The 1,079-nt window shown below is 66.7% G+C and carries 1 protein-coding gene; it reads right to left on the reverse strand.

Going from position 1 to position 1,079, the window contains the following annotated elements:
- A partial coding sequence (locus AC097L_RS25985) for a putative Ig domain-containing protein (protein WP_479589572.1) occupies positions 1 to 1,079 on the reverse strand: 1,079 nt, incomplete at both ends.

Consider the following 1,079-nt stretch of genomic DNA (forward strand, 5'->3'; position numbering starts at 1 on the left):
CGGGCAGGGGGCTGGCCAGGGTAGGCGCGTCATTGGTGTTGGCGACCGTGATGCCGAAGGTGTCGGTCGCGGTGCTGCCGTGGCCATCGTCGGCGATCACATTGATACTGACGGTGCCTACGTCGGCGTTGGCGGGCGTGCCGAAGAAGGTGCGCGTGCTGGCGTTGAACCCCAGCCAGGAAGGTAGGGCACCGCCGCCGGTCAATTGCGCGGTGTAGGTCAGCGTGTCAGTCGGGTCCGCGTCGACGAAAGTACCCGCCGTAAACTGGAAATTGAAGGCCGCATCTTCCGTGGCGTTCTGGTCAGCGATGGGCAGGGCGGTGGTCGGTGCCTCGTTGGCATTGGTGACGGTCACCGCCATCGCCTGGCTGGCGGTCAGCGCACCATCGCTGGCGCGGACCACGAGGTTGTAGATGTTGTTGGCATCGGCATCCTGCGGGCTCTCGTAGTCTGGCGCACCGACAAAACGCAGCGCGCCGGTGCTGCCGTCGATGCTGAACAGCGCCGCATCGGCGCCGCCGGTGATCGCATAGGTCAATGCGGGGCCGTCCATGTCGATCGCCGTGACGGTCAGCACGGCGGTACTGTTCTCGGCCACGTTCGCCGTAGCGGCGCTGGTGATTACGGGGGCTTCGTTCACGTCGGTCACAGTGACGGAGATGGCCTGGGTGTCGGCCAGGCCACCGTCGCTGGCCCGCACCACCACGTCGTAGACATTGTTGCCGCCAGCGTCCTGCGGAACCTCGACATCGGGCGCGACCAGGAAGCTCAGCACGCCGGTGCTGGCATTGATGCTGAAGCGCCCAGCGTCCGCGCCACCCGTGATCGCATAGCTCAGGGCCGGGCCGTCCAGGTCCGTGGCCGCCACCGTTGTCACGGCGCTGGTGTTCTCGGCCACGCTGACCGTGGCCGTCGCGGCCCCGCCATTGCTGGTGATCACTGGCGCGTTGTCGTTCACGTCGGTCACCGTGACGGCCATCGCCTGCGTGTCGGTCAAGCTGCCGTCGCTTACCTGCACCGTCACGTCGTAGACATTGTTCGCGCCTGCGTTCTGCGGGTTCTCGAAGTCCGGCGCGCTG

Source organism: Rhodoferax sp. RT5P35, from assembly GCF_056521385.1.